General features: G+C 63.1%; 17 protein-coding genes. 7 read left to right on the top strand and 10 right to left on the bottom strand.

Features of this window, described 5'->3' with window-relative positions; all coding sequences use genetic code 11:
• Nucleotides 1-177 precede the first annotated feature (177 nt).
• Together AC1DVW_RS01340 and AC1DVW_RS01335 are read left to right on the top strand one after the other, a co-directional pair.
• The gene (locus tag AC1DVW_RS01340) at nt 178-1,179 is read left to right on the top strand and encodes a sulfotransferase family protein (RefSeq protein WP_477320777.1); all 1,002 of its coding nucleotides are present in this window, start codon (nt 178-180) and stop codon (nt 1,177-1,179) included.
• Nucleotides 1,180-1,324: 145 nt separating this feature from the next.
• Nucleotides 1,325-2,320: a transporter gene (locus AC1DVW_RS01335; protein WP_477320776.1), complete on the top strand. Its 996-nt coding sequence runs from the start codon at nt 1,325-1,327 to the stop codon at nt 2,318-2,320.
• A 64-nt stretch (nt 2,321-2,384) separates the two neighbouring features.
• Here the strand turns inward: AC1DVW_RS01335 and AC1DVW_RS01330 are convergent, their stop codons facing one another.
• The 8 genes from AC1DVW_RS01330 to cysS form a co-directional block, all read right to left on the bottom strand.
• Complete coding sequence (locus AC1DVW_RS01330; protein ID WP_477243973.1) at nt 2,385-3,071, bottom strand: glutathione S-transferase family protein; 687 nt, start codon at nt 3,069-3,071, stop codon at nt 2,385-2,387.
• Between the two features lie 9 nt (nt 3,072-3,080).
• Nucleotides 3,081-4,010 carry an EamA family transporter RarD gene (rarD, locus tag AC1DVW_RS01325; protein WP_477320775.1) on the bottom strand — a complete coding sequence of 310 codons (930 nt, stop codon included), beginning with the start codon at nt 4,008-4,010 and terminating at the stop codon, nt 3,081-3,083.
• 132 nt (nt 4,011-4,142) lie between these two features.
• Complete coding sequence (cimA, locus tag AC1DVW_RS01320) at nt 4,143-5,765, bottom strand: citramalate synthase (protein WP_477320774.1); 1,623 nt, start codon at nt 5,763-5,765, stop codon at nt 4,143-4,145.
• Complete coding sequence (pip, locus tag AC1DVW_RS01315; protein ID WP_477320773.1) at nt 5,762-6,718, bottom strand: prolyl aminopeptidase; 957 nt, start codon at nt 6,716-6,718, stop codon at nt 5,762-5,764. Before pip ends, cimA begins: the two co-directional genes overlap by 4 nt.
• Nucleotides 6,715-7,191: a GFA family protein gene (locus AC1DVW_RS01310; protein ID WP_477243967.1), complete on the bottom strand. Its 477-nt coding sequence runs from the start codon at nt 7,189-7,191 to the stop codon at nt 6,715-6,717. Before AC1DVW_RS01310 ends, pip begins: the two co-directional genes overlap by 4 nt.
• Complete coding sequence (locus tag AC1DVW_RS01305; protein ID WP_477320772.1) at nt 7,188-7,679, bottom strand: GFA family protein; 492 nt, start codon at nt 7,677-7,679, stop codon at nt 7,188-7,190. The genes AC1DVW_RS01310 and AC1DVW_RS01305 overlap by 4 nt, the downstream gene beginning before the upstream one ends.
• A gap of 6 nt (nt 7,680-7,685) precedes the next feature.
• A complete protein-coding gene (locus AC1DVW_RS01300; RefSeq protein ID WP_477243963.1) occupies nt 7,686-8,072 on the bottom strand; it encodes a VOC family protein in 387 nt (128 codons plus the stop codon).
• Nucleotides 8,069-9,505: a cysteine--tRNA ligase gene (cysS, locus tag AC1DVW_RS01295; protein ID WP_477320771.1), complete on the bottom strand. Its 1,437-nt coding sequence runs from the start codon at nt 9,503-9,505 to the stop codon at nt 8,069-8,071. The genes AC1DVW_RS01300 and cysS overlap by 4 nt, the downstream gene beginning before the upstream one ends.
• Nucleotides 9,506-9,905: 400 nt before the next feature.
• Between cysS and AC1DVW_RS01290 the strand changes: the two genes are divergently transcribed.
• Nucleotides 9,906-10,061, top strand: a complete 156-nt coding sequence (locus AC1DVW_RS01290; protein ID WP_477320770.1) for a hypothetical protein — start codon at nt 9,906-9,908, stop codon at nt 10,059-10,061.
• A gap of 66 nt (nt 10,062-10,127) precedes the next feature.
• On the opposite strand, the gene AC1DVW_RS01285 is transcribed toward AC1DVW_RS01290, so the two are convergent.
• Entirely contained in the window at nt 10,128-10,889 is a 762-nt protein-coding gene (locus AC1DVW_RS01285) for an SOS response-associated peptidase (protein ID WP_477320769.1), read from the bottom strand.
• A gap of 119 nt (nt 10,890-11,008) precedes the next feature.
• Between AC1DVW_RS01285 and AC1DVW_RS01280 the strand changes: the two genes are divergently transcribed.
• The 4 genes from AC1DVW_RS01280 to AC1DVW_RS01265 all read left to right on the top strand — a co-directional run bounded on the left by AC1DVW_RS01280 (nt 11,009) and on the right by AC1DVW_RS01265 (nt 13,398).
• A complete protein-coding gene (locus AC1DVW_RS01280) occupies nt 11,009-11,434 on the top strand; it encodes an NUDIX hydrolase (protein WP_477243956.1) in 426 nt (141 codons plus the stop codon).
• A 49-nt stretch (nt 11,435-11,483) separates the two neighbouring features.
• On the top strand, nt 11,484-11,861 hold the full coding sequence (locus AC1DVW_RS01275) for a TIGR02301 family protein (RefSeq protein ID WP_477243954.1): 378 nt from the start codon (nt 11,484-11,486) through the stop codon (nt 11,859-11,861).
• A gap of 355 nt (nt 11,862-12,216) precedes the next feature.
• Nucleotides 12,217-12,474, top strand: coding sequence for a hypothetical protein (locus tag AC1DVW_RS01270; RefSeq protein ID WP_258603005.1), 258 nt, complete (start codon nt 12,217-12,219; stop codon nt 12,472-12,474).
• A 120-nt stretch (nt 12,475-12,594) separates the two neighbouring features.
• Complete coding sequence (locus AC1DVW_RS01265; protein WP_477320768.1) at nt 12,595-13,398, top strand: hypothetical protein; 804 nt, start codon at nt 12,595-12,597, stop codon at nt 13,396-13,398.
• An 11-nt stretch (nt 13,399-13,409) separates the two neighbouring features.
• On the opposite strand, the gene AC1DVW_RS01260 is transcribed toward AC1DVW_RS01265, so the two are convergent.
• Nucleotides 13,410-14,741: a dihydroorotase gene (locus tag AC1DVW_RS01260; RefSeq protein WP_477320767.1), complete on the bottom strand. Its 1,332-nt coding sequence runs from the start codon at nt 14,739-14,741 to the stop codon at nt 13,410-13,412.
• Nucleotides 14,742-14,783 lie beyond the last annotated feature (42 nt).

The following is a 14,783-nucleotide window of genomic DNA, read 5'->3' as shown; positions in this document are numbered from 1 at the left end:
GCGCCGCCGGCCGCCGGCTTTCAACCGCCAATGCTTTTGCCTAACACCGCGTGCAAATGTGTCCGGTGACGATTTCCGTTTGCCGCCCACTGCCTAGTTAGCTATCGGAGGATATCGGCGGGGGGTGGAATATTGCAGGACAGACGGCGCAGGAGAAAGGCGATCCTGGTGCTTGGAATGCACCGCAGCGGCACCTCAGCGCTTGCAGGCGCCATCAAAGCACTGGGAGCAGCCGGTCCAAAAAACCTGATGCCGGCAACCGACGCCAATCCTAGGGGATATTGGGAAAGCACGCCTCTCTGTTTAGCGAATGACGACCTGCTCGCATCGGCCGCATCCCGTTGGCATGACTGGTTGAAACTCGATTCGCAATGGATGCAGTCGCGGGCGGCGGAGCGACATCGCCACAAAATCAAGGCGATCCTCGTCAGCGAATTCGGCGACGAGCCGCTGTTTTTCATCAAAGATCCGCGGATGTGCCGATTTGTTCCATTCATCTCGTCGATCCTGGCCGAGATGGACGTCGATGCTGTCGCTCTTCTGCCGGTCCGCAATCCTCTTGAGGTCGCCGCTTCACTGAAGCGGCGAGACGGTCTACCGCTGCCAGAATCACTTCTGCTATGGCTCAGGCATGTGCTCGAAGCGGAGTATCATTCGCGACATATGCCGCGATATTTTCTGCGCCATGAAAAATTCCTGATCGACTGGCGACGTCATTTGGACGGCGCAGCCGAAAAGACCGGCGTTGTCTGGCCGGGTCGTTCCGACCAGTCTGACGTCGAGATCGAGCAGTTCTTGACCCTGGATCTGCATCATGAAAGGGCCTCGATCGAGGACATGCAAAATCATCCGGATGTCACGCCGCTGATCCGAACCACCTATGACACTCTGCGCGCCATGGCAGCCGACGGCGACAGCCGTGAATTGCGCGATCAACTGGATCTGGTGCGAACGAAGTTCGATGAAAGCTGCGATGTGTTGGGTATGGCGGTGACCGCTGAGAAATTGGCCGCTGAACGGTTGCGCGGTGAACTCGGAACACGGATCGCCGAGCGCGACGCGCTCCTCCGCGATCGAGACAATTTGTCCATGGAGCGCAACGCGCTCCTTGCGTCTCGCAGTTGGCGGCTGACCGCACCGTTGCGATGGGTTCGAACGCCGTTCGTGCGGCGAAGATAACAGCTTGAGGTACATCGCCAGCCGTCCGGCATTCGCCAGACTGTGATCCGCTGTCAAAAAACCGTCATACGAATCCGGGTTCGCCCATGCTAGGAATCGGCAGCCGCCGTCGCGCGGCAGTATTCGTGACCCTGGCGCAGCGACCATGAACATCGCCCTCAATCCGGAAAGCCCTTCCTCCCTCTTGCCTAACGAGCATGGGCTGTTCTTCATCTATCATTTCACCGCTGAGGGCGCGCGAACCAAGGACGCCGCCGCCGCGCACTGGACATGGCGCAGCTACCAGCTTTCCGACATGCGAGCCCGTCACGAGATCGCCAGCGAGCCGGCGCTGCCACCACCGGTGCGCGAAGCCTTCCTGACCTCGAGCCATGGCTGCCACATCGACCTCGAGGACGACTGGCTCTATGGCGACCTGCCGGACCTGCGCCACGACTATTCAGCGGAAGCGCGCGGGCTCGGCCATTTCCGCTTCGCCCTCAACGACACGATGCTGATCGGCGCCCGCAAGCAACCGCTGGAATCAGTCGACAATGTGCGCAAGGCGATCGAGAACGGATCGCGCAAGTTCCCCTCCCCGGCCGAACTGATTGAGGCCGTCATCGGTCAGTCGTTCGACGGCATGGTGAAAGAGCTCGGCGGCCTCGGCGACACGCTCGACGGTATCGAGGATCGCATCGTCTGCGACGCATGGCACAATGAGCGGCAGCCGCTGGTCGACGCACGCCGGCATCTGGTGGTGATCCACCGGCAGATGGCGACGCTGACCAATCTGTTTCGCCATCTCGACCATTCGCACCGCAACGACCTGCCGGACTCGATCAACGATATGGCGACGCGGCTGTCGCACCGGGCGCAGACGCTGCATTATGACGGCGAACAGTTGCAGGCGCGCGCGCGGCTGTTGCAGGACGAATTGATGGCCAAGCTGACGACGCAGTCGAACGAATTGCTCTACGTGCTGTCGGTGATGACGGCGGTGCTGTTGCCGATGACCATCATCTCAGGCCTGTTCGGCATGAATGTCGGCGGCCTGCCGCTCGTCAACACGTCGATGGGGTTTTGGGTGGTTTCGGCGGTGTCGCTGGGGATCGCGGGGATCACCTATCTGTTCGTCCGCCGGCTCGGACGAGGCTTTTAGAGCAATTCCAGGAAAAGTGTGAAACGGTTTTCCGGCGTCAAACAAAGAGATAGCGCCCTGCCCTTTAGGCTGTGGCGCGCAGGTCTTCGGTGATGGTGCCGGCGGCACGAACTTCCGCCTCATGGTCGGGTTCGCGCCATGTCTCGGCAAGGCCAGCTTCATACCAGTCGCGCATCGCCGGCAGGTCGAGCAATTGCCTGGGATAGGCGGCGGCCGCACCCTCGAACGACAGCCCGTAGGACTGCACCCGAAACGCCACCGGAGCGAAGAAGGCGTCGACGGCGGTGAAGTGCTCGCCAGCCAGGAACGGTCCGCCGAAGCGGGCAAGACCGTCATTCCAGAGATCGCCGAGGCGGAAGAGATCGTGCTTCAGCGCATCCGACATAGGAAAGGGTTCTACGCGCAGGCCGCAACTCATCGGGCATAGGTTGCGCAGCGCAGTAAAGCTCGAATGCATTTCAGCGGCAGCCGAGCGTGCCCAGGCTCGTGCCTTGGCTTCGACAGGCCAGACACCATGGTGGCGCTCGGCGAGATATTCGGCGATGGCCAGTGAATCCCAAACCGCCCAGCCGTCGTCGATCAGGCACGGCACCCGGCCGCTGGGCGAGAACGGACGGTAAAGGTCCCAGCTCGATCCGGTCGGAAACGGCGTCAGTCGTTCCTCGAACGGGATATCCAGCGTGCGCATCAGCACCCATGGCCGCAGCGACCACGAGGAATAGTTCTTGTTGGCGATATGCAACACGTACATCGGGAATCCCTAGCTGGCGGCCGCCACCGGCGGCCGGATCTCGCGGCCGCGGAACATCGACCAGGAATACATAGCCAGCGCCGCCCAGATCAGACCGAAGGCGATGGCCTGGATGGTGCCGAAAGGCTCATGGAAGATCAGCACGGCGATCAGGAAGACAATGGTCGGCGCGATGTACTGCATGATGCCGATGGTCGACAGCCGCAGCAGCCTGGCGCCGAACGCAAACAGCAGCAGCGGCACCGAGGTGATCGGGCCGCAGCCGATCAGCAAGGCGGTATCGGTCGCGGTGCCGGAAATGAAATGGTCCTGTCCGGTGGCGATCAGGAAGCCGATGTAGCCGAGTGCCGGCACCGACAGCAAAAGCACTTCGAGCAGGAACCCCTGGCTCGGGCCGATCGGCAGCGTCTTGCGAAAGAAGGCGTAGGCGGCGAAGGAAAACGCCAGCGCCAGCGACACCCAGGGCAGCTTGCCGCCCTCAATGGTCAGCACCGTGACCGCGACTGCCGCCAGCGCCACTGCAGCGATCTGCAGCCGGTCGAGCCGCTCGCCAAGCAGCAGCGCGCCGACGACGACGTTGACCAGCGGGTTGATGTAGTAGCCGAGCGCGGTTTCGACGGTACGATCCACCGCGATCGCCCAGACATAGATGCCCCAGTTCACCGAGATCAGCGCCGCAGTCAGCGCTGCCATGGCGATTGTGCGCGGCGAGCGAATTGCGGCCTTGAAATCCGCCGTGCGGCCGGCCCACACCAGGACAGCTGCGGCAATCGGCACCGACCAGACGATGCGGTGGGCGATGACTTCGGCCAGCGGTAGATGCGCGACCGCCTTCATGTAGAAGGGCAGCAGCCCCCACAGGAGATAGGCGGCGAGCGCCAGCAGGAAGCCGCGACGGGCCTTGGCATCTGCTTCCAGGCGAATTGCTTCTGTGACCATGGCCCAACGCTATGGCCCAGCCGCTCTGCCAAGACCATCGCAAATTACTGATGGATCAATGGACTTTTGGTGATGGTTCAAGTGTCAAGGCGCAAGTTCCTCGCCCCACGAAGTGGGAGCGAGGAAGGGCGCTCACTCCGCCGCCACCAGCCCGGCCATGTCGCGGTTCTTCATCAGTTTGTAGACGATCGAATCCATCAGCGCCTGGAATGAGGCGTCGATGATGTTTTCGGAGACGCCGACCGTCCACCAGCGCGCGCCGGTGCCGTCATGCGATTCGATCAAAACCCGGGTGATCGCTTCGGTGCCGCCATTGAGGATACGCACCTTGAAGTCGGCCAGTTCGAGGTCGGCGATTTCGTTCTGGAACTTGCCGAGATCCTTGCGCAGCGCGATATCGAGCGCGTTGACCGGGCCATGCCCTTCGGCCACCGACATCTTTTCCTCGCCGTCGACCACCACCTTGACGATCGCCTCGGAGACCGTCTTCAGCTGGCCGTTGGCGTCGAAGCGGCGCTCAACCATGCAGCGGAAGGAGGTGACGTTGAAGAATTCCGGCACGCCGTGCAGCATCCTGCGCGCCAGAAGCTCGAAGCTGGCGTCGGCGCCTTCATAGGCATAGCCCTCGGCCTCGCGTTCCTTGACCACGGAAATCAGCGCGTCGAGCCGCTGATCGTCCTTCGGCATGTCGATGCCGCGCCGCTTCAGCTCGGCGAGGAAATTGGCCTTGCCGCCCTGGTCCGAGACCATGACGCGGCGGCGGTTGCCGACGGCTTGCGGCTCGACATGCTCGTAGGTTGCCGGTTCCTTGGCCAGGGCCGAGGCATGAATGCCGGCCTTGGTGGCGAAGGCGGACGCGCCGACATAGGGCGCCTGGGCTTCCGGCGCGCGGTTCAGGAGCTCATCGAAGGCGCGCGAAAGGCGCGAGACACCGGTCAGCGCCTCGGCCGAAATGCCCGTTTCGAAACGCGTCGAAAAGGCCGGTTTCAGCGCCAGCGTCGGCACGATCGAGATCAGATTGGCGTTGCCGCAGCGTTCGCCGATGCCGTTCAGCGTGCCCTGGATCTGGCGCACGCCGGCCTCGACCGCGGCCAGCGAATTGGCCACCGCCTGGCCCGTGTCGTCATGAGCATGAATACCGAGATGATCGCCGGGGATGCCGGACGCAATAACCGTATCGACGATGGCGCGCACCTCGGACGGCTGCGTGCCGCCATTGGTGTCGCACAGCACCACCCAGCGCGCGCCGGCATCATAGGCGGTCTTCGCACAGGCCAGCGCATAGTCGGGATTGGCCTTGAAGCCGTCGAAGAAATGCTCGCAGTCGACCAGCGCCTCCTTGCCCGATGCGATCGCCGCTTCGACCGAGACTTTTATGGAGTCGAGGTTCTCCTCATTGGTGCAGCCGAGGGCGACGCGCACATGATAGTCCCAGCTCTTGGCGACAAAGCAGATGGCGTCGGATTTCGACTGCACGAGAGCGGCGAGGCCAGGATCGTTGGAGGCTGATACCCCTGCCCGCTTGGTCATGCCGAAGGCGACGAATTTGGCGTTGGCCGTGCGCTTCTGCTGGAAGAAAGCAGTGTCGGTCGGATTGGCGCCGGGATAGCCGCCTTCGACATAGTCGATGCCGAAATCGTCGAGCAATTTGGCGATGGCGATCTTGTCCTCGACGGAAAAGTCGATGCCTGGCGTTTGCTGGCCATCGCGCAGTGTGGTGTCGAAGAGATAGAGGCGCTCGCGAGCCATGGTCATTTCCCCGCAAACCGGTCGGTCGCCCGGATCAGCCGGTCGAGAATGCCCGGCTCCGAATAGGCATGGCCGGCGCCCTCGATCAGGTGGAAATCCGCATTCGGCCACGCCTTGTGCAGCGCCCAGGCATAGCGCGCCGGGCATGGCATGTCGTAGCGGCCGTGGACAATGGTGCCGGGGATATCTTTCAGCTTCCACGCATCGCGCAAAAGCTGCCCTTCCTCCAGCCAGCCGGCATGGACGAAATAATGGTTCTCTATGCGGGCGAAGGCGACGGCGAAGTCGTCCTCGCCGAACTTGTCGCTGGTCTCCGGCTCCGGCAGCAGCGTGATCGTCTCGCCTTCCCACAAGCTCCAGGCTAGGGCGGCCTCCATCTGCGCCTTGCGGTCGGAGCCAACCAGCCGCTTGCGGTAGGCGGCCATCATGTCGCCGCGCTCGGCCTCAGGGATCGGCGCCAAAAAGCGCTCCCATTTGTCCGGGAACATCTCGGACACACCGAACTGATAATACCATTCAAGCTCGGCGCGGGTCAGTGTGTAGATGCCGCGCACGACCAGTTCGCTGACGCGGTCGGGGTGGGTCTCGGCATAGGCGAGCGCCAGCGTCGAGCCCCAGGAGCCGCCGAACACCAGCCATTTTTCGAAGCCGCACATGGTGCGCAGCCGCTCGATGTCGGCGACAAGATGCCAGGTGGTGTTGGCCTCGAGCGAGGCGTTGGGCGTCGACTCCCCGCAGCCGCGCTGGTCGAACAGGATGACATCGTAAAGTTTTGGGTCGAACAGCCGCCGATGCTTCGGCGAGAAACCGCCGCCGGGACCTCCATGCAGGAACACCGCCGGCTTGGCGCCTTTGGTACCCGAACGCTCCCAATACACCTGGTGGCCGTCGCCGACATCCAGCATGCCGGAGTCAAAGGCCTCGATCTCGGGATAAAGCGTGCGCAGTCCACTGCTCATAGCTGCAGTCCGTGGGCTGGCCAGTCCGCTGTTTCGTGGTCGGGATGCTGGAAGGAAATGATCTGCTCCTGGCGGGTATAGAAATCCGGATCCTGATGCACGGGCTGATCGAAGATCGTCTCGACCCAGGGCAGCCGGACGGCGTAGTTGACCTGGATCTGCGGCGCGAGATCCGAGCGGTCGTCGAAAGCGCCGATTGCAATCTCGAGCCCGCCGGGCTGGCGGTAGGTCAGCGGCGTGCCGCAACGGGCGCAAAAGCCGCGATCGATGTTGACCGACGACTGGAAATAGCTCGGCTCCTCGCGGATCCATTCGACGCCGTCCTTGGGCACCGTCACCAGCGCGCCAAAAAACGAACCGAACTGTTTCTGGCACATGCGGCAATGGCAGATGGACGGGCGCCCGAGCGCCCCGTGGATGCGAAAGCGCACGGCGCCGCACTGGCAGCCGCCGGTTCGTACCGTTTCGGTCATGATCTTTCCTCCGGCGGCCATTGTTCGGTGTCGTGGTCGGGATGCTGATAGGAGACGAGGTCGGCAAGATAGGGCGCCGACGAGAGATCGGCCGACGTGTCCTCGCCCGGCAATTGCGGGATCAAGTCGACATAGGGCAATTTTGCCTCGGTGCCCCACTGGATCAACGGCGCGATCTCCGCCGGATCGTCGAAAGCGCCGATGGCGAGGCCGACGCCGTCCGGCGCGGTGAAGGTCAGCGGCGTGCCGCAATCGGCGCAGAAGCCGCGTTTGACATGGTTCGACGACTGGAAATATTTCGGTTTGCCGCGCGTCCAGTCGAGCTTTGCACCGCGCACCGAGACCAGCGGCGCGTAGAAGGCGCCGAACGCCTTCTGGCACATGCGGCAATGGCAGATGGAGGCATCCCCCAGCGAGCCTTCGACGCGGAAGCGCACCGCGCCGCACTGGCAGCCGCCGGTATAGATGGGCCGGTTGTCGAGGCTCATCGGTCCTTACTCCGGGGCATGGCAGACGGCTTCGACATTGTTGCCGTCGGGATCGAAGACGAAGGCGCCGTAGTAATTCGGGTGATAGTGCGGGCGCAGGCCCGGGCCGCCATTGTCCCGGCCGCCGGCAGCAAGGGCCGCGGCATGGAAGGCATCGACCTCGGCGCGGCTGCGCGCAGTGAAGGCGACGTGCTGGTGGGCCTTCTGGCCATCCTTGCCTTCCTGCAGCCAGAACACCGGCCGGTCGCGGCCATAGCCGCCAACCTTTTCGCCGCCAGTGTATTCCAGCGGCACCATATAGAGCAGCGACGCACCGAGCGGCGCCATCGCCTTGTCGTAAAAGGCCTTCGAAGCGTCGAAATCGGCAACGTCGATGCCAAGATGGTCGATCATCTTTTTACCTCCCAGGTGGTGATGCGTTCGCCGGTGGCGGGGTCCTTGCCGTCTTTCAATTGTACACCTTGCGCCAGCAGCTCGTCGCGGATGCGGTCGGCCTCGGGCCAGTTTTTCGCGGCAATCAGCGCCAGGCGATTGGCGATGGCTTTGGCGACATTGCCTTCATCGACATCAGCCGACGCCACGTTGAAGCCGAGGAACAGAAGGGCGGCCTTCAGCGAAGCAGCAGCGTCATTGCCGTCGGCGGCATCGCCGGCCAGCTGCGTCAGCACCTGGAACGCGGCATAGGTGGCAAGATCGTCCGACAGGGCTTCGACCACGGCTTCAGGCAACGGCTTTACCACCGCTGGGGCCAGATCGGCAGCCCGCTTCCATTTGCGCAGCGTGTTCTCCGCCTCTTCCAGCTTGCGCACGGAAAAGTCGATCGGCTCGCGGTAGTGCGTCATCAGCATGGCCAGCCTGAGCACCTCGCCCGGCCATTTGCGACCGCCGAAGGTCTCCGTCTCCAAGAGTTCGTTGATCGAGTAGAAATTGCCCAGGCTCTTGGACATCTTCTGGCCCTCGACCTGCAGGAAGCCATTGTGCATCCACACCTTGGCCATGACGTCGGTGCCGTGGGCGCAGCGCGACTGGGCGATCTCGTTCTCGTGGTGCGGAAAGATCAGGTCGAGGCCGCCGCCATGGATGTCGAAGACCTCGCCGAGATAGGCGGCCGACATGGCCGAGCACTCGATGTGCCAGCCCGGCCGGCCCCTGCCCCACGGGCTGTCCCAGCCCGGCTCTTCCGGCGACGACAGTTTCCACAAGACGAAGTCGCCGGGGCTTTTCTTGTGGGCGTCGACGGCGACGCGGGCGCCGGCCTGTTGCTCGTCGAGATTGCGTTTCGACAGCTGGCCATAATCCGGCATCGAGGCGGTGTCGAACAGCACTTCGCCTGATGCGACATAGGCATGGCCGCGCTCGATCAGGCGCTCGATCAGGGTGATCATGTCGGCCTTGCCGTCGGCGCGCGGGGCGACGAATTCGGTGGCGCGCGGCTCGACCGTCGGCTCGAGGCAGCCGAGCGTAGCCACATCGTCGTGAAACTGGTCGGCGGTCTTTTCGGTGACCCGCCGAATCGCCTCGTTGAGCGACAGTTTTCCCGAAGAAATCTCGCCACCGAAATCGCGCAAGGCGCGAGCGTTAATCTTGTCATCGACATCTGTGATGTTACGCACATACGTGACATGCGTCTCGCCGTAGAGATGGCGCAACAGACGGAAAAGCACATCGAAGACGATCACCGGCCGCGCATTGCCGATATGGGCAAAGTCGTAGACCGTCGGGCCGCAGACATACATGCGCACATTCAACGGATCGATCGGGAAGAACTCTTCCTTGCTCCGCGTTAGCGTGTTGTAGAGGCGCAGGCCCTTCGATGCGTCAGACATTCGTGCCGTCCCGGTCGGTTGCTTCGTTCGAACATGGTCGGAGCCAGCTCCGCGCCGAGGCGCAAATCAGGTTCCAGCCTGCTGGCCGGGGCGTTTGTCCACTCTAGAAGGAAGATGAGGCGAAAACGTCCGGACCAGCGCGAGGCTAGCCAATAATGCAAATGCCACAAATGGCGAAAAACGTTTTCATGCGCGGCTTTATCGCCTCGCCCAGTGTTGCCGTCAAGTCGCAACTTTCGGCAAAAGAGTCGTTGGACCAGAGGTAATTGAGGGCCGAAACATTTTATTAAACATGTCGGCACAGTCATGAAACATTCGCCGGCTAGTTCACCAGACGTCACGATTCGGTCAGATTCGCCCGGCACACGCAGACACGAAAATGTTACCAGGGAAGAGAAGCATGTCTCGAAGCAAGCAAGATACCAGCCACGCCCAGCAACCGGCGCTGGCCAATCACTACCGGGCGATCGGCCCGGCCGCGATTGTCGCAGCCCTTCTGCACACCGCAAAAAAGAAGAAGCCGGCGCCGAAGATCGTGTCGCCGCGCGCTGCCTGAATTGGCATGCCGCTGGCCGTTGCCGGCGTGAGGGCGTCAATCAGCGCCCTGAAATAACAGCCTCTGCTAAAAAAGCGTCATCTGAGTGTCGTCCGCGCCAGGCTTCTGGCGCCTGACTTTCTCCGGCTCCGGCCCGACGACACCCCTCTCCTGAATCTCCGGCCCAGTGTTGGCGACCTTGTTGACGAGGTCGGAAACGGGAATTGCCTCGAAGAAATCGGGCTGCGCCGGCCGCAGCAGGTCGGCCACGTCGCGCGGTTCGAGCGCGCGGCAATCCAGCCAGCGGGCGAAATCCTCAGGCGCGATCACCACCGGCATGCGGTTATGGATGTGGGCGATGTCGGCATTGGCATTGACGGTGAGGATGGCGCCGGTGTCCATTTCCGAGCCGCCCGGTTCGGCATAGGTCTCGATCAGCCCGGCGAAGGCGACCAACCCGCCATGCCGCGGCCGTATCCAGTAGGGTTGCCCCTTCTTGCCGCCGGTTTGGCGCCACTCATAGAAGCCGGAGGCCGGCACCAGAGCGCGACGGTGGCGCATGGCGGCTTTGAACGAAGCCCTTTCGGCCGCCCCTTCCGAGCGGGCGTTGAACAGCAACGGAAACTCGCGCGTGTCCTTTACCCAGGTGGGAATCAGGCCCCAACGCGCCAGCATCGGCTGCCGGTCGGGCAGGTTCGAGCCCGGCGCCTGCGGCAGACCGGAGAGCGCCATCAGGATCGGCTGCGTCGGCGCGATGTTGTAGCGGGCCGGAAAATCCTCGAGCTCCGCCAGACCGAGAAAGGCGGCGGTGCGCTCCGGCGTGGCGGTCAGGGCAAAGCGTCCGCACATGAGGCTAAACTCGCGAATTGGTCCGATGCGAAAGTGGCGATGGAACCGGCGTTGCGCAACCGCTAATGCTGTTTGTCACCGGCCGTCCACAACGACAGCAGCCGAACCTTCGGGGATCCATGGACGAGATGCGAAAGACACTGCCGGCAGTCTCGGTCGCCGTCGTACGCGGCGACACGGTGCTGCTGGTCAAGCGGGCGCGGCAGCCATCGCAAGGGCTTTATGCCTTTCCGGGCGGCAAGGTCGAGGCCGGCGAGACGCTGGAGCAGGCTGTACAGCGCGAATTGCTGGAGGAAACCGGGCTGCGTGCAACCGCGTATCGCCCGCTGCGCGAAATCCACATCGACGGCAGGAGCGACGGCCATCCGGTCGACTACCTGCTGACCGTGTTCGGCGCCGTCTATGCCGGTGGCGAAGCGGTGGCCAGCGACGATGCCGAGACGGCAGCGTTCTACACGCTCAGTGAGATGATGGCGCTGCCGCTTGCCGATTCGGTGTTTGCCGTGGCCGAGGAGCTTGTGGGCATCAGGAATGTCAGGGCTTGAGCCCCGAGAATCGCCTTGCAGGCGACAAATTGTTTGGCCAGAAAGACTTATGACCCGCGCCTCGCTGTTCCTTGCCGCATGCCTCGCCGTCAGCACGGCTGACGCGGCACGCCCGGCTTTGGCCGCCGAATCGCCGTTCGAGCCCGGGCTGATGCGGCTGGCGGAGGTTCTGGGATCGCTGCATTTCCTGCGCAATCTGTGCGGCGAGAAGGGCGACCAGTGGCGTGGCGAGATGGAAAAGCTGATCGATTCGGAGAACCCGGACCCGGAACGGCGCGCCCGCTTCATCGCCAGCTTCAACCGCGGCTACCGCTCCTTCGGCGGCACCTACACGCAGTGCACGGCGTCGGCGACAGAAGCCATCAGCCGCTATATGAAGGAAGGCGAGACGCTGACGCGCGACATCGCCTCGCGCTACGGCAACTGACAGGCGCTCAAGGCGGCTTCCCGCCCTGGCGCCATTCGCCTTTGAACCCTCCCCGTCTTGTGTCCAGTGCCGTCTTGGTGCAAAACTTGTGTTGCACTTCTGCAACGGTATTAACGAAACGTTACCGCGCGGATATGGAATTAACTCAAACTGAAGGTTTTCACCCCGCAGGCCGGCCTAATCGGCTAAGTTTGAATCGGATCGAACGCAGGTTTGCTAAAGACGACGCACCTTTTGGAGATCGACCCCAGAAATGTCGTATTTACAAACACTTACTTGGACCTGCGTATAAAAGGGACAGCCCAAGCCTGATCCGCATCTTTCGGATCGTCGCTTGCAAAGGGTGGACATCGCAATGGAACATGGCGTCAGCGACATCGACGCGTTGGTCAGGGAAGAAAAGCGCCTGACCGCAGTGGAAAGCCACAGCGAGGCCTGGGCGGAAGGATTATCGGCGGGAATCGAGCCGGAAATTATCGCCGAGGCAGCACTCGAAACCGCATTCGGCGAGATGTTGCGCGCCAATGGCGAAACCTCGGCCCTTGCCCTGCTCGATCGCATGCGTGAAAAGGTAATCGCTGGCGCCTTCGAACCAGGACGATTGCAGCACTAGACCCGGTTCTTCGACGGCGGCGCGCCACTTGGGCACTCGGCCCAAGGCATCTGGACGAGCCTGGGCACTTGTATGGCCCTAGGCACCTGTAAGGGCCTGAGAACCAAGGAGAAGCAGTCGGTGAATTTTTCGATGTCAGGCAAGCCGCGTGGCTTGATCCTCAGCATCTGGCTCGCCGCTTGCTGCGCCGCTGCACCATTGGCGCTCTGTCTTACCAGCAGCCCAGCCTATGCCTTGAGTGAGATCAAGCGGGACGACCTTCCCTCGCCCGTCGCGCCACCCGCCGCCGACGATATGTCGCCGCCCGGTAGTGCCGTGCCGATGCCCGATCCGCTCGGCACGACGCCACCAGCGGCCGATCAACCGAAGCCTTCCGACGATCCCGAGCAGAGCGAGCCGGAAGCGCCGACCGACGATGGCGGCGTGGCCAATCCGCGTGTCGATCCGGATGCGCCCTTGCCCGAAGTCGTCTACGACCTTTCCAAGCTGCCGGAGCCGGTCAGGCGCATGCACGATCTGATCGTCGCGGCTTGCGTCAGCGGTGACATCGAGAAGCTGAGGCCGCTGATCGGCAAGGGCGATACCATGACCCAGTTGTCGCTGGGCGACATCGACGGCGACCCGATCGCCTTCCTGAAGGGCCTTTCCGGCGACACCGAAGGCCAGGAAATCCTCGCCATCATGGAAGAAGTGCTCAATGCCGGCTATGTCCATATCGACGTCGGCACGCCGCAGGAACTCTATGTCTGGCCGTATTTCTTCGCGCTGCCGCTGGACAAGCTCGACGCGAAACAGCGGGTCGAGCTGTTCAAGATCGTCACCGCCGGCGACTATGACGACATGAAGCAATTCGGCGCTTATATCTTCTACCGCGTCGGCATCACGCCCGCCGGACAATGGACGTTCTTCGTCGCCGGGGATTGAACGGCAAAAGCCTAGGTCGGCAATGCCTCGGAAAACTCCACTGCCCTGCCCTGGCCCGGTGTGACGATCTCGCCTTCCCACATGACGCGCCGGCCACGCACGACGGTGCCGATTGGCCAGCCGGTAACCTCCTTGCCATCATAGGGCGTCCAGCCGGCCTTGGAGCCAGCCTGCGCGTTGGTGATGGTCTGCCGGCGCTTCAGATCGACAATGGTGAAATCGGCATCGTAGCCGGCGGCGATGCGGCCTTTTCTCGCCATGCCGAAGATGCGCTGCGGGCCATGGCTTGAGAGGTCGACGAAACGCTGCAAGGTCAGCCGGCCGGCATTGACGTGATCGAGCATGATCGGCACCAGCGTCTGCACACCGGTCATCCCCGACGGCGAGGCCGGATAGGGCTTTGCCTTCTCAGTCAGCATATGCGGCGCGTGGTCGGAGCCCAGCACATCGACGATGCCTTGGCCAATGCCGTGCCAGACGCCGTCGCGATGCCGTGCGGCCCGCACCGGCGGATTCATCTGGATCAGCGTGCCCAGCCGCGCATAGTCGTCGGCGGTCAGCGTCAGATGGTGCGGCGTCGCCTCGCAGGTGGCGACATCCTTGTGCTGTTCGAGGAACAAGATCTCTTCGGCGGTCGAGATGTGCAGCACATGGATACGGGCGCGGGTCTGTCGCGCAATGCGCACGAGGCGCTCGGTACAGCGCAGGGCGGCGATCTCATCGCGCCAGATAGGGTGCGATGACGGATCGCCGTCGATGCGCTCGCCAAGCCGCTCGCGCAGCCGGAACTCATCCTCGGAGTGAAAGGCGGCACGGCGGCGTGTGTTCCTCAGGATCGAGGCGACCCCTTCGTCGTCCTCGACCAGCAGGTCGCCGGTGGACGAACCCATGAACACTTTGATGCCGGCGGCACCCGGCAGCCGTTCGAGCTCGCCAACGTCTTTGGCATTCTCGCGAGTGCCACCGACCCAGAAGGCAAAGTCGCAATGCATGCGGCCGGAGGCGCGCCGCAGCTTGTCGGCGAGCGCCGCCTCGCTGGTGGTCAGCGGGTTGGTGTTGGGCATTTCGAACACGGCGGTGACGCCGCCCAGCACCGCAGCGCGCGAACCGCTCTCCAGATCTTCCTTGTGCTCCAGCCCGGGCTCGCGGAAATGCACCTGGCTGTCGACGACGCCGGGCAGGATGTGCAGGCCGCGGCAGTCGATCGTCTCGCCGGCCGAGGCCTGACCGAGATCGCCTATTGCCGCGACGCGGCCGCCGCTGACGCCGATGTCGCGAAAACCCTCGCCGTCATGGTTGGCCACCGTGCCGCCTGTCAGGATGAGGTCGTAGGTCGTGGCCATGTGGCTCCGGTCTCTTGCGGGGGGAGTATCAGCGGCTTACGT

The sequence above is a fragment of the Mesorhizobium sp. P3_B5 genome, assembly GCF_056402815.1.
This window is presented reverse-complemented; position numbering and strand designations above follow the sequence as displayed.

Coding starts and splice junctions, on each gene's coding strand:
- AC1DVW_RS01270 (WP_258603005.1), top strand. CDS start 12,217: ATGGAACATGGCGTCAGCGACATCGACGCGTTGGTCAGGGAAGAAAAG.
- AC1DVW_RS01305 (WP_477320772.1), bottom strand. CDS start 7,679: ATGAGCCTCGACAACCGGCCCATCTATACCGGCGGCTGCCAGTGCGGC.
- AC1DVW_RS01310 (WP_477243967.1), bottom strand. CDS start 7,191: ATGACCGAAACGGTACGAACCGGCGGCTGCCAGTGCGGCGCCGTGCGC.
- AC1DVW_RS01285 (WP_477320769.1), bottom strand. CDS start 10,889: ATGTGCGGACGCTTTGCCCTGACCGCCACGCCGGAGCGCACCGCCGCC.
- AC1DVW_RS01300 (WP_477243963.1), bottom strand. CDS start 8,072: ATGATCGACCATCTTGGCATCGACGTTGCCGATTTCGACGCTTCGAAG.
- AC1DVW_RS01290 (WP_477320770.1), top strand. CDS start 9,906: ATGTCTCGAAGCAAGCAAGATACCAGCCACGCCCAGCAACCGGCGCTG.
- rarD (WP_477320775.1), bottom strand. CDS start 4,010: ATGGTCACAGAAGCAATTCGCCTGGAAGCAGATGCCAAGGCCCGTCGC.
- AC1DVW_RS01335 (WP_477320776.1), top strand. CDS start 1,325: ATGAACATCGCCCTCAATCCGGAAAGCCCTTCCTCCCTCTTGCCTAAC.
- AC1DVW_RS01260 (WP_477320767.1), bottom strand. CDS start 14,741: ATGGCCACGACCTACGACCTCATCCTGACAGGCGGCACGGTGGCCAAC.
- cysS (WP_477320771.1), bottom strand. CDS start 9,505: ATGTCTGACGCATCGAAGGGCCTGCGCCTCTACAACACGCTAACGCGG.
- cimA (WP_477320774.1), bottom strand. CDS start 5,765: ATGACCATGGCTCGCGAGCGCCTCTATCTCTTCGACACCACACTGCGC.
- AC1DVW_RS01340 (WP_477320777.1), top strand. CDS start 178: ATGCACCGCAGCGGCACCTCAGCGCTTGCAGGCGCCATCAAAGCACTG.
- AC1DVW_RS01280 (WP_477243956.1), top strand. CDS start 11,009: ATGGACGAGATGCGAAAGACACTGCCGGCAGTCTCGGTCGCCGTCGTA.
- AC1DVW_RS01330 (WP_477243973.1), bottom strand. CDS start 3,071: ATGTACGTGTTGCATATCGCCAACAAGAACTATTCCTCGTGGTCGCTG.
- AC1DVW_RS01275 (WP_477243954.1), top strand. CDS start 11,484: ATGACCCGCGCCTCGCTGTTCCTTGCCGCATGCCTCGCCGTCAGCACG.
- pip (WP_477320773.1), bottom strand. CDS start 6,718: ATGAGCAGTGGACTGCGCACGCTTTATCCCGAGATCGAGGCCTTTGAC.